The organism is Candidatus Rokuibacteriota bacterium, from assembly GCA_030647435.1.
In the GTDB taxonomy this organism is placed as follows: domain Bacteria; phylum Methylomirabilota; class Methylomirabilia; order Rokubacteriales; family CSP1-6; genus AR37.
Window position 1 is genome coordinate 60152 of record JAUSJX010000029.1, and the last position, 23458, is coordinate 83609.

General features: G+C 68.5%; 18 protein-coding genes, 2 tRNA genes, 1 other RNA gene and 1 pseudogene. 20 read left to right on the forward strand and 2 right to left on the reverse strand.

The window, feature by feature from the left end:
* The first annotated feature begins 25 nt into the window (after positions 1-25).
* The 20 genes and pseudogenes from Q7W02_05380 to rnpB all read left to right on the forward strand — a co-directional run bounded on the left by Q7W02_05380 (position 26) and on the right by rnpB (position 19046).
* Positions 26-550: a DUF721 domain-containing protein gene (locus Q7W02_05380; protein ID MDO8475621.1), complete on the forward strand. Its 525-nt coding sequence runs from the start codon at positions 26-28 to the stop codon at positions 548-550.
* Positions 547-2313 (forward strand): tetratricopeptide repeat protein, encoded by a 1767-nt coding sequence (locus Q7W02_05385; GenBank protein ID MDO8475622.1) that lies wholly within the window; start codon positions 547-549, stop codon positions 2311-2313. The genes Q7W02_05380 and Q7W02_05385 overlap by 4 nt, the downstream gene beginning before the upstream one ends.
* Complete coding sequence (locus tag Q7W02_05390; GenBank protein ID MDO8475623.1) at positions 2285-3043, forward strand: hypothetical protein; 759 nt, start codon at positions 2285-2287, stop codon at positions 3041-3043. Before Q7W02_05385 ends, Q7W02_05390 begins: the two co-directional genes overlap by 29 nt.
* Positions 3044-3110: 67 nt before the next feature.
* Positions 3111-3971: a 4-(cytidine 5'-diphospho)-2-C-methyl-D-erythritol kinase gene (locus tag Q7W02_05395; GenBank protein MDO8475624.1), complete on the forward strand. Its 861-nt coding sequence runs from the start codon at positions 3111-3113 to the stop codon at positions 3969-3971.
* Between the two features lie 6 nt (positions 3972-3977).
* Positions 3978-4051: transfer RNA gene (locus Q7W02_05400), tRNA-Gln, on the forward strand.
* A gap of 174 nt (positions 4052-4225) precedes the next feature.
* Complete coding sequence (locus tag Q7W02_05405) at positions 4226-5167, forward strand: ribose-phosphate pyrophosphokinase (GenBank protein ID MDO8475625.1); 942 nt, start codon at positions 4226-4228, stop codon at positions 5165-5167.
* A 27-nt stretch (positions 5168-5194) separates the two neighbouring features.
* On the forward strand, positions 5195-5896 hold the full coding sequence (locus Q7W02_05410; GenBank protein ID MDO8475626.1) for a 50S ribosomal protein L25: 702 nt from the start codon (positions 5195-5197) through the stop codon (positions 5894-5896).
* Positions 5897-6454 carry an aminoacyl-tRNA hydrolase gene (gene pth, locus Q7W02_05415; GenBank protein MDO8475627.1) on the forward strand — a complete coding sequence of 186 codons (558 nt, stop codon included), beginning with the start codon at positions 5897-5899 and terminating at the stop codon, positions 6452-6454.
* A 10-nt stretch (positions 6455-6464) separates the two neighbouring features.
* Entirely contained in the window at positions 6465-8420 is a 1956-nt protein-coding gene (locus tag Q7W02_05420; protein MDO8475628.1) for a sodium-translocating pyrophosphatase, read from the forward strand.
* Positions 8421-8684: 264 nt separating this feature from the next.
* The gene (gene rpsU, locus Q7W02_05425; protein MDO8475629.1) at positions 8685-8879 is read left to right on the forward strand and encodes a 30S ribosomal protein S21; all 195 of its coding nucleotides are present in this window, start codon (positions 8685-8687) and stop codon (positions 8877-8879) included.
* Between the two features lie 32 nt (positions 8880-8911).
* Positions 8912-11371: pseudogene (locus tag Q7W02_05430) on the forward strand (endonuclease MutS2).
* Positions 11371-13239, forward strand: coding sequence for a DNA primase (dnaG, locus tag Q7W02_05435; GenBank protein ID MDO8475630.1), 1869 nt, complete (start codon positions 11371-11373; stop codon positions 13237-13239). Before Q7W02_05430 ends, dnaG begins: the two are co-directional and overlap by 1 nt.
* Before the next feature lie 32 nt (positions 13240-13271).
* Positions 13272-15071, forward strand: coding sequence for an RNA polymerase sigma factor RpoD (rpoD, locus tag Q7W02_05440; GenBank protein ID MDO8475631.1), 1800 nt, complete (start codon positions 13272-13274; stop codon positions 15069-15071).
* A gap of 23 nt (positions 15072-15094) precedes the next feature.
* Positions 15095-15170 (forward strand) — tRNA-Ile (locus Q7W02_05445).
* A 69-nt stretch (positions 15171-15239) separates the two neighbouring features.
* Positions 15240-15947, forward strand: a complete 708-nt coding sequence (locus Q7W02_05450) for a C4-type zinc ribbon domain-containing protein (protein MDO8475632.1) — start codon at positions 15240-15242, stop codon at positions 15945-15947.
* A gap of 53 nt (positions 15948-16000) precedes the next feature.
* Positions 16001-16450 carry a ribonuclease HI gene (gene rnhA, locus Q7W02_05455; GenBank protein ID MDO8475633.1) on the forward strand — a complete coding sequence of 150 codons (450 nt, stop codon included), beginning with the start codon at positions 16001-16003 and terminating at the stop codon, positions 16448-16450.
* A gap of 57 nt (positions 16451-16507) precedes the next feature.
* On the forward strand, positions 16508-17089 hold the full coding sequence (locus tag Q7W02_05460; GenBank protein ID MDO8475634.1) for a Uma2 family endonuclease: 582 nt from the start codon (positions 16508-16510) through the stop codon (positions 17087-17089).
* Between the two features lie 11 nt (positions 17090-17100).
* A complete protein-coding gene (locus Q7W02_05465; GenBank protein MDO8475635.1) occupies positions 17101-17661 on the forward strand; it encodes a Uma2 family endonuclease in 561 nt (186 codons plus the stop codon).
* A gap of 26 nt (positions 17662-17687) precedes the next feature.
* Positions 17688-18545 (forward strand): tyrosine-type recombinase/integrase, encoded by an 858-nt coding sequence (locus Q7W02_05470; GenBank protein ID MDO8475636.1) that lies wholly within the window; start codon positions 17688-17690, stop codon positions 18543-18545.
* A gap of 107 nt (positions 18546-18652) precedes the next feature.
* An RNA gene (gene rnpB, locus Q7W02_05475) (RNase P RNA component class A) lies at positions 18653-19046 on the forward strand.
* A 111-nt stretch (positions 19047-19157) separates the two neighbouring features.
* Here rnpB and Q7W02_05480 read toward each other — a convergent pair.
* Both Q7W02_05480 and Q7W02_05485 read right to left on the reverse strand, forming a co-directional pair.
* Positions 19158-20888 (reverse strand): hypothetical protein, encoded by a 1731-nt coding sequence (locus Q7W02_05480; GenBank protein ID MDO8475637.1) that lies wholly within the window; start codon positions 20886-20888, stop codon positions 19158-19160.
* A gap of 488 nt (positions 20889-21376) precedes the next feature.
* Positions 21377-23386, reverse strand: a complete 2010-nt coding sequence (locus tag Q7W02_05485; protein ID MDO8475638.1) for a hypothetical protein — start codon at positions 23384-23386, stop codon at positions 21377-21379.
* Between the last annotated feature and the right edge of the window lie 72 nt (positions 23387-23458).

Genomic DNA, 23458 nt, shown 5'->3' on the forward strand with positions numbered 1-23458 from the left:
ATGGCAGCGGGGGGACGGGTCAAGTATGATGGAACGCACGATGGGCACGCGCGGCGGCCGTAATCCGGTAAGGGTCGGCAACCTGCTGACCGCGGCGGTCCCGGCCTTGGCCGAGCGGATGCTCGAGGAAGCGATACGCCGGGAGTGGGCGCAGACGGCGGGCCCCGAGGCAGCCCGACGCTCCCGCCCCGGGGCGCTCCGGCAGGGCACGCTCGAGGTCAGCGTCGACAACTCCCCGTGGCTCCAGGAGCTAACGCTGCGCTCTGCCGCCATCGTGGCCGCGCTGCGGAAGCGCCACGGCTCGGCCGTCATCGGGGTGCGGTTCGCGCTGGGCAGCGGCCGTGGCGACGCCGACGTCGCCGCGCGGCCCTCGCGCGCGGGCACCGAGGCGCCCGAGCGGCGCCTGACCGTCGAGGAAGCGCGGATCGTGGATGCGGCAGCCGGCCAGCTCCCCGATCCCGTGCTCGCATCGTCGCTCAAGAGGCTTCTGACCAAAGACTTGCTGGCGCGCGGCGAGCGACGTGCTCCCGCCGCTTCGGAGCAGCCATGACCCGATTCTGGATCGTCCTCTCGGCCGCGGTCGCGATCGCAGGCTGCGCGTCGATGGAGCCCCTGACCGCCGCCGATGACGCCGGCGCGACGGCCGACGCGCCGCCCCCGAAGATCCGCGACCCGCGCGCCGCCGCGTACTACTTCTACTCGGTCGCCCAAATGCACGCCCGCGCAGGCCGCGTCCAGGACGCCATCGTCTCGCTCCGCCAGGCCATCGACCGCGATCCCGACACGGCGGCGCTGTGGGTGCAACTCTCCCAGTGGCTGGCGCGCGCCAACGAGCCGGCCAAGGCCGTCGAGGCAGCGCACAAAGCCATCGCGCTCGAGCCCGGCAACGCGACGCCCCATCTCACGCTTGCCGACATCTTCCGGCGTCAGCGCCGCTTCGCCGACGCCGAGGGCGAGCTCGAGAAGGCCATCCAGCTGGCGCCCGGCTCGCCCGACGCCTATATCGCCCTCGCCCAGCAGGACCTCGAGCTGAAACAGTTCGACAAGGCGCGGGCGGTGCTGCTGCGTCTGGTCGCGATCCAGCCCGGCTCGGCCCAGGCCCAGAACCTGCTCGGACGGGTGGCCATCGAAGGCGAGCAGTGGGACGAGGCGATCACGCGCCTCAAGGGCGCGGTCGAGCTCGACCCCGACATGGACGCGGCGTGGATGGCGCTCGGCTTCGTGTACGAGACGCGCCAGCAGCCGGAAGAAGCGCTCAAGGTCTACCGGCAGGCGCTGCAGGCCAACCCGGAGAACATCACCTTCGTCGAGCGGCTGGGTGACGTGCTGGTCCGGCTCGGCCGCTTCAAGGAGGCGCAGCAAGAGGTCGAGGCGCTGGCGGAGGGCGCGCCGCGCGACCCGCGCATCTGGATCAAGCTCGGCGCGATCTACTACGAGCAGAAGCAGTGGGATCGCGCCGTGGCGGCCTTCCGCAACGCCGTCGCGATCGAGCCCACCAACCTGCGGGCGCGCTATTTCCTCGCCACCGCGCTGATGGATTCCGGCAAGGACGCGGAGGCGGTCGCCGAGCTCGAGAAGATCCTGGCCGCCGACCCGCGCTCGGTCGACGCCCGCGTCCAGCTCGCGTTCCTCCACGGCCGCGCCAAGCGCCACGACGAGGCCATCCGGCTCCTGCAGGAAGCCGTCAACATCGAGCCCAAGCGGGCCGAGCTCTTCCTCTACCTGGGCACCGCGTACTTCCGGGCCCAGCAGTACGACCGCTCGCTCGCCGCGCTCCAGGAAGGGCTCGGCTTCGACGCCAACAACAAGGACCTGGTCTTCCAGACGGGGGTCGTCTACGAAAAGCAGGGGCGCTTCGACGACGCCGTGGGGGCCTTCCGCCGCGTGCTCGTGCTCGACCCCAAGCACGCCGAGTCCTACAACTACATCGGCTACATGTACGCCGAGCGGGGCCAGAACCTGACCGAGGCCGTGCAGCTCATCAAGCGCGCGCTCGACCTCGACCCCGAGAACGGCTACTTCATCGACAGCCTGGGCTGGGCCTACTACCAGCAGGGACGCTACGCCGACGCGCTCAAGGAGCTGCAGCGCGCCGTGTCCTTCGCCAAGGAAGACCCGGTCGTCCTCGACCACCTGGCCGACGCGTACATCAAGACGGGCCGCACCGACGACGCGATCACGGTCTGGGAGCGCGCGCTCAAGGCGGACGTCGACAGCAGCGTCACCGGGACGATCAAGAAGAAGCTCGACGATGCGCGCGACAAGGCCCGCCGGTCCAAGGGCGGTGACCGTCCCAAGGCCGAGCAGAAGTAAGCTCGCCGGCCTGCTGCTGGGCGCGCTCGCCCTGTCGGGCGGCTGCGCTTCGCTTCCGCCGCGCCAGCCGCTCCCGCCCGACGTCCTGGCCGCGCGCGCCACGCTCGAGGCGCGCTGGCGCGACTTCCACGACCTGCGCTCCCTGGCCGAGATCAGGATTCGCCGGGGCACACGCATCGAGCGCCTCTCGGGCGTGCTCCTCCTCCGCGCGCCTGCCTCGCTCCGCTTCGAAGCCCTGACGCCCTTCGGACCGCCCCTGCTCGTCGTCGCCTCCGATGCCGACGCCGTCACGCTCTGGGAGGTGCTCAGCGAGCGCGCCTTCATCGGGCGCTCCTCCCCGGATGCCACCCGCCGCTGGCTTGGGCTGGCGCTGGGCGCCGAGGAGCTTGTCAGCCTCCTGGCCGGCTATGCCCTGCCCGCCCGCGACCCGCTCTCGGGCCAGATGCTACCGCCGGATGACATCGGTCCATCGCTGGCTTTGGAAACCGCCGACGGCCGCCAACGAATCTGGCTCGACCCGGCCTCCGGCGACGCCCGCCAGATCGAGTGGACGGGCGGCTCCCAACCGGCCCGCGCCGTCTTCGTCCCTGACGGTGTGCGACTCGCGACGCTCGACGGGAAGCTCGACGTGACGGTACGCTACCGAGACCCTCGGCGGGACTCCGGTTTCGACCCCGAGCTGCTCAAGCTGACTGTCCCGCAAGGTGTGAGAATCCAAGACTTCCGTTGACCGTCCGCAAGGGGGCGTGGTAGGCTTTACCGCTTTGTTGAAGCGGCCGGGAAGCGCTCGACACTTGGTGCTGCGAACCTCGGCCAAGGTCAATCTGGCCCTCGAGGTTCTGGGCAAGCGTTCCGACGGATACCATGAGTTGTCCACCGTGATGCAGGCGGTGGATCTTTTTGACCGCTTGACGGTGGAGAGGGCCGAAACGATCACGCTCGAGACGAGCGACGCCGCCCTCCCCACCGACGACCGCAACCTGGTCGTCCGCGCGGCGCGGCTCCTCCGGGAGGCGTCGGGCATCCAAGCCGGGGCGCGGATCGTGCTCGACAAGCGCATCCCGGTGGCGGCAGGGCTTGGGGGCGGCTCGAGCGACGCGGCCGCTACGCTCTGGGGGCTCAACCGCCTCTGGGGGCTGCGCTGGCGTCGGGAGCGGTTGATGGCACTCGCGGTCAGGCTCGGGATGGACGTGCCGTTCTTCCTCGGTCCGGGACGGGCGGTGGGGACGGGGCGCGGCGAAGTGCTCAAGCCGGTGCCGACCGTGGGCGGCTACGCGATGGTGCTCGTTAATCCGGGAGTCCCGCTGTCCACGAGAGAGGTGTACGGGCGGGTGCCCGTGGGATGGCACGCGAAGCCCGAGGGCACCAAGCGGATGCTGGAGGCGCTCAGGACGCGGAACGCGGCCAAGGTCGCCGCGGCGCTGACGAACCACCTCGAGCGCTGGGTCGAGCCGGCCATGCCGGTGATCGGGCGGATGAAGGCGGCGCTGCTGGCCGCAGGTGCGCTCGGCGCGGTGATGTCGGGCAGCGGGCCGACGGTGTTCGGCGTGGCGCGCTCGCTGGACCAGGCGCGCCAGATCCAGCGGCGGGTGAACCGCGCGGGCTGGTCGGCCTGGGCCGTGAGGACGAACAGCGGCGCCGCCATTCGCGCCGTCTAGACTCACTGGGGCGTCGTCTAGAGGTAGGACTCGGGGCTTTGGACCCCGCAACGGAGGTTCGAGCCCTCCCGCCCCAGCCACATTCCGGGAACGCGGTTCGAGCCGAAACGTGGCTGACGAGCCGCAGGCGTGGCGGTTCGAGCCGAAGGGCGAAGCCGTGAGGCGAGGGCTGAATGAGAGACGCAGTTCGAGCTGAAGCGTGGCCGACGAGCCGCAGGCGAGGAGCACGATGAGGCGAGTGCTGAGTAAAAACCATGGCCTATGAACTGAAGCTGTTCTCGGGAAACGCGAACCGGCCCCTGGCCGAGGAGATCGCCCAGCACCTGCACATCCGCCTGGGCGACGCCGACGTCTCGCGATTCTCGGACGGCGAGGTCTACGTCCAGATCAACGAGAACGTCCGCGGTCAGGACGTCTTCGTGGTCCAGCCCACCTGCCCGCCCGTCAATGACCACCTGATGGAGCTGTTGGTCATGATCGACGCGTTCAAGCGCGCGTCAGCCCGGCGCATCACCGCGGTCCTGCCGTACTACGGCTATGGCCGCCAGGACCGGAAGGTGATGCCGCGCGTGCCGATCACGGCCAAGCTCGTGGCCGACCTCATCACGACGGCGGGCTGCCACCGCGTGCTCGCGGTGGACCTCCACGCCGGGCAGATCCAGGGTTTCTTCGATATCCCGGTTGACCACCTCTTCGCCGCTCCCCCGGTGATCGTGGACTACCTGGCGAAGAAGGACCTCAAGGACCCGGTCCTGGTCTCTCCCGACGCGGGCGGCGTCGAGCGGGCCCGCGCGATCGCCAAGCGCCTGAACGCGGGGCTGGCCATCATCGACAAGCGCCGCGACGGCCCCAACGTCGCCGTCTTCATGTACCTGATCGGCGACGTCAAGGACAAGGACGTCGTCGTCATCGACGATATGATCGACACCGCCGGCACCCTCATCCAGGCGGTCGAGGCCGTCAAGCGCGAGGGCGCGCGCCGCGTGCTGGCCTGTGCCGTCCACGGCGTGCTCTCCGGGCCGGCCATTGAGCGCATCGAGAGTTCGGCGCTCGAAGAGGTCGTCATCACCAACTCGGTGCCGCTGACGCCCGACAAGGCAAATCCCAAGATCCACGTGCTGTCGGTGGCGCCGCTGCTCGCGGAGGCCATCCGCCGCATTCACGACGAGGAGTCGGTGTCGACCCTCTTCGTGTAACTCAAGCAATGAAGGAGCGATCGCATCATGGAAATTCGTGAGCTGACCGTTACGCCCCGCGAGGGCGTGGGCAAGTCCGTGGCCAGGCGGCTGCGGCGTTCCGGCAAGACGCCGGGCATTCTCTACGGGGGCTCGACCCCCGTCAACATCGCCGTGGACCCGCGGGAGGTCTTCCGCATCATCCACGGCCACGAGGGCAGCACGCAGCTGCTCCGCGTGACGTTCGCCGGGGCCAAGGACTCGCGCATGGTCATCCTTCGCGATCTGCAGCTCGACCCCGTCTCCGAGGACCTGGTCCATGTCGACCTCCAGGAGGTCAACATGGACAAGCCGATCCAGGTGACGGTGGCGCTCCGTCACGTGGGCGAACCGGTCGGCGTGCGCGACACGCAGGGCATCCTCGAGATGGTGCTGCGCGAGGTCCAGGTCTCGTGCCTGCCGGCGAATATCCCCGAGGACATCACGGCCGACGTCTCCAACCTCGCGATCGGCGACGTGTTGACCGTGGCCGACCTCGCCGTACCCGAGGGCGTGCGCGTGCTGACCGACAGGGCGCAGGCCGTGGCCACCGTGGCCCCGCCGGCCGTCGAGGAAGTCGCCGCGCCCGTGGCCGCCGTGGTGGGCGCTGTGGCAGGGGCGCCGGGCGAGCCGGAAGTGCTCACCGAGCGCAAGCTCAAGGAAGAGCCCGAGGCCGAGGAGAAGGACAAGAAGGGAAAGAAGAAAGAGTAAGTGGCCCAGGGAATCGTCGGGCTCGGCAACCCCGGGCCCGAGTACCGCGACACGCGGCACAACATGGGCGCCCGCGCGCTCGACGCCCTGGCCAAGAAGCTCAAGGTGCGCTTCCAGCGCGTGGGCGGCCACCTGGTCGCCCACGCCAAGTGGCGGGGCGACGTCGTCTACCTCGTCAAACCGCAGTGCTTCATGAACGCCATGGGACCGCCGGTGGCACGCGTCACGCGCAAGCTCCAGCTGGTCGCGGGCGACCTCATCTTCGTGTACGACGACCTCGACCTGCCGCTGGGCAGGGTGCGGGTGCGCTTGAAGGGCAGCGCGGGAGGCCACAACGGTATGCGGTCGCTGATCAGCACGCTCGGCACGGACCAGCTGCGGCGGGTCAAGGTCGGCATCGGCCGACCGGCCTCGCCCGGTCGGGACCGCGAGGAGATCGTGGACCACGTGCTCTCGGCCTTCCTCCCCGACGAGCGCCCAACGGTCGAGGCGGCCTGCCTCGAGGCGGGTGCCCAGGCGCTCAGGCTGGTCGAAGCTCACAACGCCCGCCGCTTCTAGGGAGGCGCCTATGTCCCTTCCCATTCTCGCTCCGGTCCTCGGCGCCCTCGGGCTCCTGATGGCCTTCGTGCTGTACCGGTACGTCGTGGCCCAGCCGGCGGGCACAGGCGCGATGACCGAGATCGCGGAGGCGATCGAGACTGGGGCGATGGCCTTCCTTCGCAAGGAATACTCGATCCTCGTCTGGTTCATCGTGGTGGTGGCCGCCCTGCTCTCGCTCGGCATCGGCACCCGCACCGCGCTCGCGTTCATCTCGGGCGCCGTCTGCTCCATGCTGGCCGGGTTCATCGGCATGAAGGCCGCGACCAAGGCCAACGTGCGGACCGCCCAGGCGGCGCGGACCGTCGGGCGCGACAAGGCGCTCGCGGTGGCCTTCTTCGGCGGCTCGGTGATGGGCCTGACCATCGCCGCGCTCGGCATCCTGGGCCTGGGCCTCTTCTTCCTCCGCTGGCAGGACCCGGTCATCATCAGCGGCTTCGCCATGGGCGCCTCGTCCATCGCGCTCTTCGCCCGCGTCGGCGGCGGCATCTACACCAAGTCGGCCGACGTCGGCGCCGACCTCGTCGGCAAGATCGAGGCGGGCATCCCCGAGGACGACCCGCGGAACCCCGCCGTCATCGCCGACAACGTCGGCGACAACGTGGGCGACGTCGCCGGCATGGGCGCCGACCTCTTCGAGTCCTACGTCGGCTCCATCGTGGCCGCCATCGCCATCGGCTCCGCCCTGCCCAATCCCATGGCGATGATGCTGCTGCCCATCGTCATCGTGATGGCGGGGCTCGTCTCGTCGGCCGCGGGCGTGCTCTCAATGGGCTTTCTCCAGCGCATGGACCCGCAGGCGGCGCTCCGCAACGCGACGCTCATCGCGGCCGGCATCCTGATCGTGTTGAGCTGGATCGTGGTGCGCGTCATGGACGTCGGGCCGGCGCCGTTCTGGGCGGTGCTCTCGGGGCTCCTGGCGGGCTCGGCCATCGGCTATCTCACCGAGCTCTACACCTCGGGCAAGCGCGTCGAGGAGATCGCCGAGAGCTGCAAGACGGGCTCGGCGACCAACATCATCACCGGTATCGCGGTCGGCCTCGAGTCCACGGCCCTGCCGGTCGTGGCCATCTGCGGCGCGATTTTCGTCTCGCACTACGCCCACGGCCTCTACGGCATCGCACTGGCGGGCGTCGGCATGCTCGCCACCATCGGCATCACCATGAGCGTGGACGCCTACGGCCCGATCGCCGACAACGCGGGCGGCATCGCCCAGATGGCGAACCTCGGGCCCGAGACGCGCGGTATCACGGACAAGCTCGACGCCCTCGGCAACACGACGGCGGCCATCGGCAAGGGCTTCGCCATCGGCTCGGCGGCGCTGACGGCGCTCGCCCTCTACGCGGCGTATACGGAGTCCGTCGGGCTCAAGACGATCGACCTGCTCGACGCCAAGGTGGTGATCGGCCTCTTCCTGGGCGGCATCATGCCGATGATGATCGCGGCGCTGACCATGCGCGCCGTCGGGCGCGCCGCCTTCGGCATGGTCCAGGAGGTGCGGCGCCAGTTCCGCGAGATCGCCGGCCTAATGGAGGGCACCGCCAAGCCCGACACCGCCCGCTGCGTCGAGATCGCCACGGGCGCGGCGCTCAAGGAGATGATCGTGCCCGGGCTGTCCGCGGTCGTGCTGCCCCCCGTCATCGGCTTCGTCATGGGCAAGGAAGCGCTGGGCGGCTTCCTCGCGGGTGCGACGCTCATGGGCGTCTTCCTCGCGCTCTTCATGGCCAACGCGGGCGGCGCGTGGGACAACGCCAAGAAGTACATCGAGGAGGGCAACCTCGGGGGCAAGGGCTCGGAGGCGCACAAGGCCGCCGTCGTGGGCGACACGGTGGGTGATCCGTTCAAGGACACGGCGGGGCCCAGCATGAACATCCTGATCAAGCTCATGTCGGTCGTCGCGCTGGTACTAGCTCCCCTCTTCCGCTAGGTGCAGATGCGGCGGGTGGGGCCGGGGGCACCCCCCGCGGACCACGCTGACTCGCGGGCGCTTCGCGGCGTCTCGATGGGGCCACGAGATCGAGGTCTCGGGCTTCGGCTGCGCGCAGAAGATACGGGTCCACGGGGGGTGCCCCCGGCCCCACCCGCCTCCCCGCCCGGTGCCTCAGCTGGACCCCGGGCCCAAGTTGCGGCCTGAGGGGACGCGTGGTATACAGACGATGCTTCAGGATTCGGCGAGAGGGGTGAATTCCGGGTGACCAAGGTGATCGTCGAGCCCGACGAGAGCTTCGAGAACGCGCTCAAGCGCTTCAAGAAGTCCTGCGAGAAGGCCGGGCTCATGTCGGAGCTGCGGAAGCGGCAGCACTACGAGAAGCCCAGCGTCAAGCGCAAGCGCAAGACCCTGGCTGCGCGCAAGAAGGCCAAGAAACGGGAGCGGTTCTTCGACTAGTCGCGGCAGGCTGGGGCGCTGAGTGGAGCCGGGTCAGGGACCTCCTGGCCCGGCACACTCACTCGCCGATGGGGCGCGAACGGGCCCTCGGCCTCGAGCCGCAGTCGGACCTGGACGCCGTCCGGTCCGCCCTCATGGAGACGCGCGAGGGCCGGCAAGCGCTGGCCGCCGCGGGCATACCTCCGTGGGAGTCCATCCCCGACGTCCGTGATCTCCTCGAGCGCGCCCGTGTCCCCGGATCGGTCGCCGAGGGCGGCGAGCTGGTCACCCTCCTCCCCCTGCTCGACGCCGCCGGGCGGCTGGCCGGATATGGCCGCGCCATCGCCGCCGAGGCGCCCGGCCTCTCGAAGACCTTGGCAGCCCTGCCGCGCGTCACGCCGCTGGCCGATCTCCTCCGGCGCTCGCTGGACCCTGACGGCGCCATGTTAGACGACGCGAGCCCCGCGCTCCGAAGGCTCCGCCAGAAAGGCCGCGAACTCAGACGCGACCTCGTCAAGCGGCTCGAGCAGTACTTCCAGGGACCCGCGGCCGAGCACATCTTCCAGGAGCGCTACGTCACGGTCCGGCACGGCCGCTACGTGCTGCCCATCCGGGCGGAGGCCAAGTCGCGCTTCAAGGGCATCGTCCACGACCGCTCGCAGAGCGGGGCCACGCTCTTCGTCGAGCCCGAGGGCGTCGTCGAGGACAACAACGACCTGGTGCAGGCCGCCCGCGAGGAGGAAGCGGAGGTGCTGCGCGTGCTCGCCGCGCTGACGAGCGCGGTGGGCGAGGCCTTGCCCGAGCTCGAGGCGCTCGTCCACGACGTGGGCAGGCTCGATCTCGCCTTCGCGCGCGCCGAACTGGCGGAGGCCATGGAGGCGACCGAGCCCGCGGTCGGCGAGGAACGCGTGGCCGACGTCATGGGGGCGCGCAACCCGCTCCTGCTGGCGCAGGCGTGGCAGGCGCCCGAGCGCCCCGTCGTCCCCATGGACCTGCGCGTCGGCGGGGAGCGGCCGCTGCTCGTGATCACGGGGCCCAACGCGGGCGGCAAGACCGTGGCGCTCAAAACGCTCGGGCTCTTCTGTCTCATGGCACAATCCGGGCTCCACCTGCCGGCGCGCGAAGGCGCGCGGCTGCCGGTTCTCTCGACGATCTTCGCCATCATCGGCGACGACCAGAGCGTGGCCGAGAACCTGTCGACCTTCTCGGCCTTCGTCAAGCAGCTTTGCCTGGTGCTCGAGCAGGTGGACGACCGGTCGCTGGTGCTGCTCGACGAGCTTGGAGCCGGCACCGACCCGGACGACGGCGCGGCGCTGGCCCAGGCGGTCCTCGAGGAGCTGGCCGGGCGCGGCGCCCTCTGCGTGGCGTCGACCCATCTGGAGCCGCTCAAGGGCTTCGCGTCGAGCTTTCCCCAGGCGCGCAACGCCTCGGTCGAGTTCGACGGCGAGCGGCTGCAGCCGACCTTCCGGCTGGTCTACGATCGGCCGGGGCAGAGCTACGCGCTCGCCATCGGGGCGAGGCTCGGTCTGCCGGCGCGCCTCATCGAGCGCGCCGAGGCCCACCGCTCGGCCCAGCGGCGCCAGCTCGAGGCCCTGCTCCAGCGCCTGGAAGAGCGCGACCGGCGCGAGGCCGAGCATGCCGAGGCGATCGAGCGGCGCGAGGTGGAGAGCGCGTCGCTCCTCTCTCGGGCCGAGGCCCAGCTCGAATCCGCGCGGAAGCAGGCGGCCGAGATGGTGGCGCGCGCCAAGACCGAATCCCAGCGGATACTCACCGAGATCCGCCGCGCGGTCAACGCCGAGTGGGACAGGCTCAAGGCCCAGGACAAGACGCGCGACTCGCTCGCGGAGGGCCGGAAGCGGCTCAGCGAGGCGGCGCGCGTCGTGGGCAGCGCTGCCGAGCCCGTGGACTTCGGCCAGCGCCCGGCCGCGGCAGGCGATAGAGTCGAGGTGCCCCACCTGGGGCTCAAGGGAGACGTGCTGACTGTGGACGGCGGAACGGCGACGGTGCAGGCGGGCGCAGTGACGGTCAAGGTTCCCGCCCAGGCCCTTCGCGTGGTCGGACGCGCTGACACCGGAAGGACCACCCCTCAGCACCAGGCCCCTCAGCACCAGGCCCCTCAGCACCAGGCCCCTCACCCTTCCCTCTCCCCTGAGGGGAGAGGGAAATGGGGAGCCAAGAACCCTCTCCCCCATCGGGGGAGAGGGCCGCAGTTCGAGCCGAAGGGCGAAACCGTGAGGCGAGGGCTGAATAGTCAGGGGGCAACGATCGCCGACGAGTTGCACCTGATCGGACGCACCACGGACGAAGCCCGGGACATCCTCGAAAAGTACCTCGACGATGCCTTCCTCGCGGGGCTGGCCTCGGTGCGCATCATCCACGGCAAGGGCACGGGGGCGCTCCGCCGCGCCGTCGAGGAGCTGCTGGCGGCCCACCCGCTGGTCACGAGTCACCGGTCGGGCGAGCCGCACGAAGGCGGAGCGGGCGCCACCGTCGCTGTGTTAGGACAGTCCTGATGGCCGCCGGCTTCTCTTCCCAGATCCTCGACGAGATCCGCTCCCGGGTGGACATGGTCGAGCTCGTCGGCCAGTCCGTCAACCTCAAGCGCGCCGGCGAGAACTGGAAGGGCCTCTGCCCCTTCCACACCGAGAAGACACCCTCCTTCACCGTCAATCCGAAGCGCGGCATCTTCCACTGCTTCGGCTGCGGCGTGGGCGGCGACGCCTTCGGCTTCCTCATGCGCCAGGACCGCTTGGGCTTCCCCGAGGCGGTGCGGGCCCTGGCCCAGCGCGCGGGCGTGGAGCTTCCCACCCAGCGGACCCCCGAGACGGACGGCAAGCTCGAGGGTCTCCGCCGCGTCATGGCGCTGGCGGCCCAGTTCTACACGGACGCGCTCTGGGCCAAGGACGGCGCCAAGGCGCAGGCCTATATCGAAAGCCGCGGCGTGGACCTCGAGGTCGCGCGCCGCTTCGGTCTCGGCTACGCCCCCGACGGCTGGAACGCGCTCTTGAGCCACATGGCCAAGGAGGGCGTGACCGACGCCGAGCTCGTCTCGGCAGGCTTGGCGCTGCCGCGCCAGAACGCCCCCGGCTTCTACGACCGCTTCCGCGGGCGCCTCCTCTTCCCCATCCGGGATCTGCAGGCGCGCGTCGTCGCCTTCGGCGGCCGGGCCATGGGCGCCGAGGAGCCCAAGTACCTCAACTCCCCCGAGACCCCGCTCTACGTCAAGGGCCAGATGCTCTATGGCCTCGACCTGGCGCGCGAAGGCATGCGCCAGAAGAACCGCGCCGTCGTCGTCGAGGGTTATCTCGACTGCCTGATGGCCCACCAGCACGGCTTCACCGAGACCGTGGCGGCTCTCGGCACGGCCTTCACCGCCGCGCAGCTCGGCCTCTTGCGGCGCTACGCCGACGAGGTGGTGAGCGTCTTCGACGCCGACGCGGCGGGGCAGAAGGCCACGAGCCGGCTCGAGGAGATGCTGACCGACGTGATGGATCTCCGGAACCTCGGCTGGTCCGTCTCGCGCACGGGCTCCTTCGAGAAGGCGGGCTACTTCCCCATCAAGGTCGCCGTCCTGCCCGAGGGCCACGACCCCGACAGCCTCCTCCGCGCCGAGGGCGCGCAAGCGCTCCAGTCACGCCTGGACGCCGCCCGGAGCATCCTCGACTTCGTCCTCGAGCGGGCGCTCGGCGAGGAGGACCTGACGACGCCCCGCGGCCGCTCGACTGCCCACGCGCGCGTGGCGCTCATCCTCTCCCGCGTGCCCAATGCCGAGGAGGCGACCGCGCTGGCCCGGGAAGCGGCCCGCAAGCTCGGCGTCGACGCCACCCAGCTCTGGATCGAAGCCCAGCAGCTCCAGGGCGCCCGCGCCCGGAAAGGCGGCCAGGATCGCCAGGCCGGCACGACGGCCGCCCCGGATGGGCCGACCGGTTCGGCCCAGGCCTGGCCCGCCCCCAGCCTCTCGGAGCGCGACCTCCTCCTCATGCTCCTTCACACGGAGGAGGCGCGGACCGGACTTCTGCCGTATCTTGAAGAGGTGCAGATCGTCCATCCGGGGCTGCGGGCGGTCCTGGGCGCGCTCCGGCGGGCGCCCGAGGGCGTAGCCCCCGAGGGCCTCATGGCCGAGCTGCCCGGGGAGGCGGAGCGGAGCCTCCTGGCCGCGCTTCTCGTCGAACAGCGGGAGTGGAGCGACATACATATTCAGGTAAGGGAGTTGCAGAAGCGGTACGATATTCGGCGGCGGAAACAGCGGATCCGGGAGCTGAGCCTGGCCATCACCGAGGCCCAGGCGACGGGCGATCCAGCCGTCGCCGGCCTCCAAGCCGAGCTCCGGAGTCTGCAGGATCAGGCCCAGGCCGTCAGGGGCATGGTCACCGGCCGATGAACCCGCACCCCCCATCAGGAGAGCCGACGAGCATGGCGGACGAACCCAAGCTACAGGAGCTGGACAAGCTCATCGCCAAGGGGAAGGAAAAGGGCTACCTGACCTACGACGAGGTCAACGACGCCCTGCCCTCCGACATCGTCGCGCTGGATCAGCTCGACGACATCATGATGCTCTTCGGCTCAATGGACATCGAGATCGTGGACTCGGCCAAGGCCGGCCGCCTGCCCAGCGAGGCGGCGAGCCAGGCCGCCGATCCCGAGCCCGACGACGACGAGCCCGTGGAGCCGCGGCGGATCGATCTCACGCCCGGGCCCGTCGGGCGCACCGAGGACCCCGTCCGCCTCTACCTGCGCGAGATGGGGCGCGTGTCGCTCCTCACCCGCGAGGGCGAGATCACGCTGGCCAAGCGCATCGAGGAGGGCAAGGACGAGTCCACGCGGGCCATCCTGTCCACCACGCTGGCGCTCGACAAGATCCGCGCCGTGAGGGACGACCTACGCAAAGATCTCGTCCCGATCAAGGACCTGGTCGACTACCCCGAGGAAGAGTTCACCGAGGAGAAGGAGGCCGACCTCCGGCGCTCGGTCATGCGCGAGCTCGGCACCGTCGACCGGCTGCTGCGCGAGCGGGAGAAGGTCCTCGACCTGGCGCGGAAGCTGCGCGCCAAGGCCGGCGGGCGCAAGAAGCGAAAGGGCGAGCCGCCGTGGAAGAAGCACGAGGTGGTCGCCCAAGCCAAGCAGATCAAAGCGCTGCAAACCCTCCGCACGTTGAGCCTCCAGCCGTCTCTCCTTGATCAGTGGGGCCAGGACCTCAAGAAGCTCGTCGAAAAGATCCAGGTCTCCGAGCGCGAGATCGCGCTGTGGTCCGACGGCAAGCGCCCGGCGCCGGCCGAGGTGGACGCGTTCCTCGATTCGCTCTCCGAGGACCGGGAAGACGGCGATCGCGACCTCTACCAGAAGGCCGCGGCCCGCCACCCGTCGATCAAGGAGCGCCTCGTCTGGGTCGCCCAGCAGAAGATCAAGCGCGCCGAGGAGAACGCCCAGACCAAGGCCGACGACCTCAAGCGCATCGTCAAGGACATCCGCTCGGGCGAGGTCAAGGCCGCCCGCGCCAAGAAGGAGATGGTCGAGGCCAACCTCCGCCTCGTCATCTCGATCGCGAAGAAGTACACGAACCGCGGGCTCCAGTTCCTCGACCTGATCCAGGAGGGCAACATCGGCCTGATGAAGGCCGTGGACAAGTTCGAGTACCGCCGCGGCTACAAGTTCTCGACGTACGCGACGTGGTGGATCCGCCAGGCCATCACGCGCGCCATCGCCGACCAGGCCCGCACCATCCGCATCCCCGTGCACATGATCGAGACCATCAACAAGCTGATCCGGACCTCGCGGCAATTGGTCCAAGAGTTGGGCCGCGAGCCCTCGCCGGAGGAGGTCGCGGTCAAGATGGAAGTGCCCGTGGACAAGGTGCGCAAGGTTCTCAAGATCGCGCAAGAGCCGATCTCCCTCGAGACGCCCATCGGCGAGGAAGAGGACAGCCACCTGGGCGACTTCATCGAGGACAAGCAGGTGGGCTCGCCCGTCGAGAGCATGATCGGGCTGTCGCTCCGCGAGCAGACCAACAAGGTGCTCAACTCGCTGACGCCCCGCGAGGAAAAGGTGCTGCGCCTGCGCTTCGGGCTCTCCGACGGCTGCGAGCACACCCTCGAGGAAGTCGGGCAGGACTTCGCCGTGACCCGCGAGCGCATCCGCCAGATCGAGGCCAAGGCCCTCCGCAAGCTCCGCCATCCCTCCCGCTCCAAGAAGCTCAGGAGCTTCCTCGAATCGTGATCGGTGCTATGATCGCCAACCGCGGGCCCATAGCTCAATTGGCAGAGCCCCCGGCTCATAACCGGTTCGGTCTTGGTTCGAGTCCAAGTGGGCCCACCATTTCAGAAGGAGCAGGGGCCGCAGTTCGAGCTGAGACACGAGGAGAGTGGCGAGGCGAGTGCTGAGATAATGGACGGGCAGCTCAAGACGCTCATAGATCTGCAGGGCGTGGACACCCGCATCGCCGCGCTCGAGGCCGAGGCGGCCCTCCTGCCCAGAGAGATCGCCGCCATCCACGCCGCCGTCCAGGCCCTGAAGCAGGAATTCGACGCGGGCAAGACGCGCCTCGACGCCGCCAAGAAGGACCAGCGCGTGCGCGAGAAGGACCTCGAGGTCGTCCAGGCCAAGCGCTCCAAGACCGAGGGGCGCCTGTACGAGGTCAAGACCAACAAGGAGTACTCCGCGGTCCTGGCCGAGATCGAGGACATCAAGCAGGAGAAGGGCCGGGTCGAGGAGGAGATCCTCGTTCTGATGGAGAGTCAGGAACGCCTGGCCGCCGACATCAAGGACGCCGAGTCGCGCTTCAAGATTCGCGAGACGCAGGGCAAGCAGGAGGAGGCCGCGTTTCAGGAAAAGCTCCGCGCCGTCGAGGCCGACCTGGCCCTGGTCCGCACCGAGCGCGCTGAGCTGGCCCGCCAGCTGCCCCCGGCCGTGTTGGCCGACTACGACAAGCTGCTCAAGGCGCGCGGCGGCCTCGCCCTCGCGCAGGTGATCAAGCCGAACCTCTGCGGCGGGTGCCGCATGACCGTCACCCCCCAGCGGCTCCAGGAATTGCGCGCCCAGACCGCGCCCCTTCCCTGCGAGTCCTGCGGCCGCTACCTCTACTGGCTCGCCTGACCGATTCCCCTCTCCGAGTCCTCCCTCTCCCCTCTGGGGAGAGGGTAGGGTGAATGTCCATGACCTCCCCCTCCGTCGTCAGCATCTACACCGACGGAGCCTGCAGCGGCAACCCGGGCCCCGGCGGCTGGGGCGCCATCGTGATCGACGGCGGCCGCGAGATTGAGCTCTCGGGCGGCGAGTCTCCCACGACCAACCAGCGCATGGAGCTCGCGGGCCCGATCGAAGGCCTGCGCGCGCTTGCGGGCCGCCGCGTCGTCGCGATCTACAGCGACAGCGCCTACGTAGTCAACTGCTTCCGCGACAAGTGGTATGTCCGCTGGCGGCAGAACGGCTGGCGCAACGCCCAGAAGAAGCCCGTGGAGAACCGCGATCTCTGGGAGGCGCTCCTGGCCGAGGTCGAGCGCCACGACGTCGTCTGGCACAAGGTCGCGGGCCACAGCGGCCACGAGATGAACGATCGCGCCGACGCGCTCGCCCGCTCGGCGATCCCGCCGCGCTGAGGCGTATCCGGGAGTGGACATTGACTCCACGATCGGCCCAGCGTTAGTCTGCTTCCCATGAGCGAATCCGTTGTTCGCACACGCCGGTGGAGCCGTCTCGAGTATGACCGGCTAATCGAAGAGGGTGTCTTCCAGCCCGGCGAGCGCCTCGAGCTGCTGGCCGGGCAGCTGGTAGTCCGCGAGCCCCAGGGAACGCCGCACGCCACGGGGATCCGGCTGGTCACGCGCGCCCTGCGTGAAGTGTTCGCAGACGACAGGTGGATCGTGGACATGCAGCTCCCCGTGGCCCTCGACAAAGAATCCGAGCCGGAGCCGGACGTCACGGTGACCGCCGGCGACCCGCGGGATTTTCTGCCGTCACACCCGGCCCGGCCGGTGCTCGTCGTCGAGGTCGCCGAGGCGAGTCTTGCGCTCGATCGCGAGGAGAAGGGCGGCCTGTACGCGCGCGCTCACGTGCCCGAGTACTGGATCCTGAACCTTCGTGATCGCGTGCTCGAGGTCTATCGAGAACCGCATCCCGATCCCTCCGCTCCCCAGGCCTGGGCCTACCGCTCGCGCCAGAGCCTGGCCGCCGGAGAGCACGTCACGCCGTCCGCCGCGCCCACGGCGCGCATCGCCGTCGCCGACCTCCTGCCATGAGCGAGTCGGCGGTGCGACCGCGTCGTTGGACCCGCGTCGAGTACGACAAGCTGATCGAGACCGGGTTCCTCGGCCCGGGCGACAAGGTGGAGCTCCTTGGCGGCCATCTCTGCGTCAGCGAACCCCAGAACAGTCCCCACGCGAGGGCGATCTCTCTCGGCCTCGAGGCCATACAGCGGGCTCTGGTGCCGGGCTGGCACGTGCGCGTCCAGTTGCCCATCGCGCTCGACGACGAGTCCGAGCCCGAGCCGGACTTGGCGGTAGTCTCGGGCGGACCACGCGACTATGCGGATCATCCGTCCAGACCTGCGCTGGTCGTCGAAGTCGCAGACTCGAGCCTGGCGCTCGACCGCGAGCACAAGGGCAGTCTCTACGCGCGCGCGCGTCTGCCAGAGTACTGGATCGTGAATCTCGTGGACCGGGTCCTCGAGGTCCACCGTGAGCCCGGCCCAGACGCCGGGGCGCAGTACGGCTGGGCCTACCGCGTGCTGCTAACGCTCGGGCCCGACGAGCACGTCACGCCCCTTGCCGCGCCGTCGGCCCGCATCGCCGTCGCCGACTTCCTGCCGTAGCGGCGCCCCGGGGCCGGGCCCCGCCCATGACGCTCTCGAGTCTGCATCGCGAGTTCCTTCGTCACTGCGAGGTCGAGAAGCGCTTGGCCCCGCAGACCATCACCGCCTATCGCAGCGACTTTGCCCAGTTTCTCGGCTACCTGCTCGATGGACGCCCAGGCCCGGCGCGCCGGGATAGTCTGCGGGCCTGCACGACGGCGGGCCTCCGCGATTACCAGCGTCACATGGCCACCCAGCGGTGGCGCACCAACACCCTGCGCCGGCGACTGGTCGAGCTAGGCTGTTTCGGCAGCTGGCTGGTCGACCGCGGCTACCTCAAGCGCAATCCCGTCCGCGCGCTCACGGTGCCGAAGCGCGAGCGCCATCTACCCCGAGTGCTCGAGTGGAGCCAGGCCGAAGCCGCCGTCGCCGGCGAGCCCAACCCCCGCGATCGCGCCATCCTGGCGCTCCTGGCCTTCGCGGGACTCCGCCGCGCCGAGGTGATGGCGGCCAGCACGGGCGACTACTCGCGGGAGTCACGCAGTCTGCGGGTTCGTGGCAAAGGGAGCAAGGATCGCGTCGTGCCGCTCCATGCCGTCGCCGTAGGGGCGCTGGAGACCTATCTCGCCGCGCGGGGGCCGTTGGACGCCCGCGATCCACTCTTCGTGTCCTGGCGCGGGCGGATCGGCAAGCGGCCCATCATCAATGCCGTGGCGCGCGCCGGCCGTCGTCTCGGCATCCGGCTCCACCCGCATCTCTTCCCCACACCTTCGCGACCGAGCTCCTCAACCGCCGCGCTGACCTCCGCGTCATCCAGACGCTCCTCGGGCACGAGTCGCTCGAGACGACCGAGGTCTACACGCACGTCAGCCCTGGCCGGCGCCGCGAGGCGATCGATCTCCTAGGTGTCCCCCTCGATAGGTCCCTCTCCCCTCAGGGGAGAGGGTAGGGTGAGGGGTGGTCACGCGGTGCTATACTTCCTCTCGCTTCCACACGCTCTTTGATTCGCACCAGAGAAGGCTGGACGGTCGCCGGCGCGGGGCAACTCGCGCGGGAGGAAAGTCCGGGCTCCGCAGGGCAGGGTGCTGGCTAACGGCCAGGGGGGGCAACCCCACGGACCAGTGCCACAGAAAACAAACCGCCGTCCGGCAACGGGCGGTAAGGGTGAAACGGTGAGGTAAGAGCTCACCAGCGGCGCGGGTGACCGCGCCGGCTCGGTAAACCCCACCCGGAGCAAGGCCCAATAGGAGAGCGATCCGGTCCGCAAGGACTGGTGAAGCGCGGCCCGCGTGGCGCTCTCGGGTATGGCCGCTGGAGGCGCCGGGCAACCGGCGTCCTAGAGAAATGACCGTCTCCTCGGGCTCACGCCCGGGTGACAGGACCCGGCTTACAGGCCCTCTCTGGTGCGATTTATATGTTGCGCGCACGTAGCCTCTAAGAATTATGTGCACTCCCCCTAGCCTGGATTTCCACGGACCGGAATTCGCCTAAGATTCAGGCTCATCGCCGCCAGTGTCTCACGTCGTCAATCGAAGCGGCACTCCGTTCCACCAGGGAACCTTTACGGGCTTATTGAGCCGGCCCGAGGCGATCACGATGGGCAGATGGGCGCGGCGATGGAACTGCACGATGACCTCGGTCTTTGTCACCTCCACGGTCGCGGGCATGTCGATGAGGTCGCGGAAGATCTGACGTGCCTGGGCGTCCGCGTAGCCCCGCATCGTGCGGGCAAGGAGGCGGTAGAGGCCACTGGCGATCACCAGCAGGGCCATGTCAAAGTCCACCTTGAGGCCCACCGCGGACGACAGGGCGTCCAGGTGGAAGAAGCGCACGGCGTCGGACAGCGCGTTCTCGATGAGCATGCGCTGCGCGTAGCGCGTGATCACCGCGGCGGCCCCCCGGCGGTCGTTCGTTACGAGGATTGTCGCGTCGTCGTGACCCAAGTCCTCAATGAACATCTGGCGGAAGGTATGGTCCTTCACCAGCTCGACGGGCTGCTCAACGACGCGGGGGAACCGGTACTTCCGGGTCGGCACATCCAATTCGACGGTGCGCCACGCGGAGCGAGGGACGAGCGCGATCTCCTTGCGGAGCCGGGGGGACCGGCGGCGCAGGGTGATGAACGTGATCCCCAGGGCATCCAGCCGCCCCAAGTTGCCGTAGGTCGTCAGGCGGGAGTCGAACACGAGGTGCCGGGGCCGGTCCCCGTGGGTGCGCGTCCAGAAGTCAATGAAGCGGAAGATCTCCTCCGTCTCGTCACCCTTGCGGAGGTCCGCATTGGCGTAGCAGAAGGCGTGCCCCTCAGCATCCTGGGCCAAGAAGGTGAGCACACTCTTCTGCTGCCGGCTGCGCATCGACACGTAGTGGCGCTCGATGACGGGATGCTCCCCGTAGTACGGGACGGAGTGGAAGTCGAGATTGAAGGAGCGGCCGGGCCAGAGGCGGGCCTCCCCGCCGGGTTCCTGCCAGGCGGCCAAGAGCTTGGTGGTCATCGCGTGATCGATCCGCGACGAGTACTCCGCGAGGTAGCTCCGCTTGGGGATGGCGTTGAGCCCAGCGAAGAGCGCCAAGCCCTCATCGGCCACGAGCGCCATGATGTGACTCTTGCGCTCGATCGACCAGAGCTTGAGGGCCAGGGCCGCCCGCAGCGCGTGGGGGGCAGGAATCATCTTCGAGCCGGGCAGCCGCGCGGCCTGGGCCATCTCGGTGAGGTGGAGGCGAATGAGCTCCGGGACGAACAGGAACAAGCCCCCGCAGCGGGTCTGGAACCGCCGGGGGGCCAGGGAGAACGCGCGCGCATCGGCCACGGGCTCGACCGTCGGATGCGGTCGGGCCGGACGTTCCTCGTCCAAGCGGCGCGGCAGGGCCGCGAACCCCTCGGCTTTGAGCACCTCCCGCACCGCCGTCGGGCTGAGAGGGAGCTTGCGTTCCTTGAGGGCCTCGCTGATCTCGTAGATCGAGTAGTTCCGCTTGCGCAAGGCGATGATGGACTCTCGAGCGGCGGACTTCTTGGGCTGGGCGCGGGGCCCGGGCCGCGGGGAGGCAAAGAAGACGGGCGCGGCCTGGCGCCGGAAGTGATGGCACATCACATGGAAGGCGCCCGGCGAGTACCCGAAGTCCCGGGCTGCCTCGGCGGCGGGCCGCTCGTCGACGTAGTACGCGCGCAGGGCCTCGTACTGGCGCTGCTTGGGCGACGTGGCGTGCAGGAAGAAGCGCTTGCAGGTGCTTAGATTCTTCGGTGCACCCAACGGCATAATACATGAGTACTACATACCATCTCTGGGGCCAAGCAATAAATCGGCCCCCAACCGGTGGTTGCCCGAGATACGAGGCGGAACGGCGAAGACTCACTGCCCCAGCGCCACAGGACGCCGTGAAGCTCCGGCAATCAAAGACCATAGAAATAGGACGGATCAGTGCACAAATATGCTAAGACACCGATCGAGGCGGGTCGGCTAGGTTGCCCAGATCTCGAAGGGAGGAAGCATCCACAGAACGCTGGTGACGCCGAGTTTGACTCCGGTTCGCTTAGGGAGTTACGCTTCTGTGGAAATCCAGGCTAGGGGGATGTAACCACCCGGCGCGAACTGCTCCCTTCCAACACCTGAATCGCCTGCACGATTTCAGGTGAACGACCCTTAGTGACATCTCCGCCCATCCACTGGAACTGCTCCAGCGCTCCTAAACGACATCAGGAGACGCTAGCCGCCACGGACACCCGCGAAGGACCCGGGTCTCAACGCAGCGAGACGATCTTCCCGGTGTCCCGGTCGAAGCACTGCGCCTTACGCAGATCAACCGCCCAGCGATTGTCCGCCGGAATGCGCTGCATGTACGGCTTCGCTTCGTCACAAAAGCCGCGGATCACGAGTGCGCGGACCAAATTTGCATTAGCGTTGATGCGTAGATCGCGCTCATTTGGTTTTTCCTTTCCGCCGAGCCGCTGGTAGCGCGCCTCGAGCCTGGGCACCGCGTAGCGCAGATCGCCAATCCCGGCGATCCAGTTGAGCTGGTTCACCATCGCAAGACCGCGTCTGGCTCGGAGAAACGTTGCCTCGTCGTCGCTGAGACCGTCAGGCGTCTGCATCGCGGCTGAGAAGATTGCTGCTTTCTCCGCATCGGTAGCATTTGCCGCGGCCTTCTTCGCCTGCACGTAGTCCGGGCACGCTGAGACACCGCACAAGGCATCATTGAACGCCAAGGTGGTATTCCAAGCCTCGATCGTCAGCGCATATATCGGATCGCGCTGATTCGTTTCGCTCTGCCGCTCATAGACGGCAAGCATGTCGTAGGGATGGACCTGAAGCCCCCCCGCAGCGGCGTAGGCCGCCAGGAAGACCGGATCGCTGGCCGCCTTCCGCATCAGTTGCGTCGCATACCATCCGTTCAGCAATCTGGGCAATCTCTGGGTGAAGAACTCCTCGTGGAACACCTTGTCCTCTGCCAGATTGCCGTGCACGCTATACACACGCGTGGCGTCGGCCGCGCGCGACTGAATCGCAGTTGGCATCGCCGAGTTGAATGGTACTCTGCCGTCCCCGTCCACCGTGTGCCATTCCTCGCGCGCATCGGGCGCGTAGGTCGGCGGCACGAGCTTCGCTTGCATCGGCGTGTCCCACATTTCGCTCGCGAAGAGGTAGGTCGGCGACGTTAGTGGCTCGACTCTGAACGTCGCGCGGAAGTCGTTCGCGACGGAAAGCACGTAACCGTAGCCCTCTGGGAGCGGTTTGCCCGACAGCAGGCCTGAACCGGTCGACCCGGTCCAGAAGAGCGATTCGTAGTGACTAACTACGGCTGGGTCGGTGTCGTCGCCCGGGTTTCTCGGCACCGCCGCGCAATTTGTATCGTCCTTAGTCTGCGCCGCAGGCGGGCTGAGGTCAAACGCCCCCGGCCAGGTGAGGACGAGCGGGCGCACGTCGTCGCTGAAGAATCCGGTCACGGCATTTACAACGCGATCCTTCATGTTCTTTACGTCGGTCGCGAATCGTCCGAGCCAGCCCTTGGTCGTGTGGCGGTCGTTTGCGGTCGGCTGTACGTAACCTTTCGATATCATGCGTACGATCTCGCAGGAGCCAGCGAGAGGCGATCCAAGCGTCACCACCGCAATTACGGGCACGCCGCCAGGAAGCACACCGTCCGCCGCGTTGTCCCGATGCCACTGGTACGTGACCAAACCGCCCATGCTGTGCGCGATCACGATCAGGGCCTCGATGCCCTTAAGTGCCTCGGCGGTCTCAATGCAGCGTTTCAGGTCGCGGGCTCCGGCGCGGATGTCGCGCCGCCAATCGTAGCCGCACGCCACAATGCGATCCGGCGCAATGCCGGCCCGTACCGCGTTGGCGCGGATTAGGGTCATCGCATCGCCATACAGGTCCAGGGTTCCATTGCCGTCCGCGATCGTCGCGCTCACGTCCGACTCCGCACTCGGGTCGATCAACCCGGACGGCAGTCGCAGACCGTCCGACATTCGAAGGCTGTAACCCCAGATTTCCTCGCCCGTCCCACTCTTGAGCGCAGAGCCGAGAATCCCCGGCACGAATACGAGGCCGACGTTAACTTTACGCCGCCTTAGTTCATCGCGATACGCTGGCACCTTGTCCACGCGTTCGACCGACGCGAGGAAGTTGACAATCGTGGACCCGTTTCGGGAGTCGTTCTTCGTCAGCCAGTCCCTCAGCTGCGCATGCGAGGTGCCGGTCGCCACGAACACAGACGCCATGCCGACGAGAATCAGTATGCGCTTCATGGATGTCTCTCCTTGAGAGAACACTCGCTTCACCATTCCGCTCTCTCTCACGCTGAGTCGAACTTCCAGAAA